Consider the following 719-nt stretch of genomic DNA (forward strand, 5'->3'; position numbering starts at 1 on the left):
CAAGTGATTTCAGATGCGCAAAAAGAGCATGGTTTACCCGAATTTGATCTAATCATTTGCGATGAAGCACATAGAACAACTGGGGCTGTGTTAGGAACAGACAAGCGTGAATCTGAATTTATCAAGGTTCATGATAACAGAATCATTCGGGGTAAAAAACGTCTATATATGACAGCAACCCCCAAAATCTTTACAGATAAGATAAAAAGGAAAGCTGACCTATCTGATACTGTTCTTGCCTCTATGGATGACGAAAAAATTTATGGCAAAGAACTGCATCATTATACATTTGCGGAAGCTCTAGAACATAAACTGTTATCACCTTGTAAAGTTATCATATTAGTTGTCAATGAAAAAGAAGTAAGCCAATCCATTCAACATCTTATTACCGATAAGAATTATGAACTTATTCTTGACGATAGGACCAAGATTAATGGCTGTTATAGAGCCCTTACCAAAATGGATCTGAAACTTGATCTTGAAGATGACCCCAAGCCCATGCGTAGAGCTTTAGCTTTTTGCAAAGATATTGATACTTCTAAACGCATATGCAAAAGATTCAAAAAAGAAAAAGTGCAAGAATCTTTACGCGCTCTTCATAAAAACTATAAAGATACTCCTCCTCTTAACTGTACCCTTGCCCATATTGATGGAACCTTTAGTGCTAAAGAGCGTACAAAACAACTTGACTGGTTAAAGGAAGATGCGGGGGAAAATAC

Annotated in this window: 1 protein-coding gene; it reads left to right on the forward strand. The window is 36.7% G+C overall.

Annotated features, from left to right (window positions below):
- A partial coding sequence (locus ACFILL_RS09430; RefSeq protein WP_375643857.1) for a DEAD/DEAH box helicase family protein occupies positions 1-719 on the forward strand: 719 nt, incomplete at both ends.

Origin of the sequence: Bartonella sp. AP20NXHL, assembly GCF_042196165.1 — a bacterium.
In the GTDB taxonomy this organism is placed as follows: Bacteria; Pseudomonadota; Alphaproteobacteria; order Rhizobiales; family Rhizobiaceae; genus Bartonella.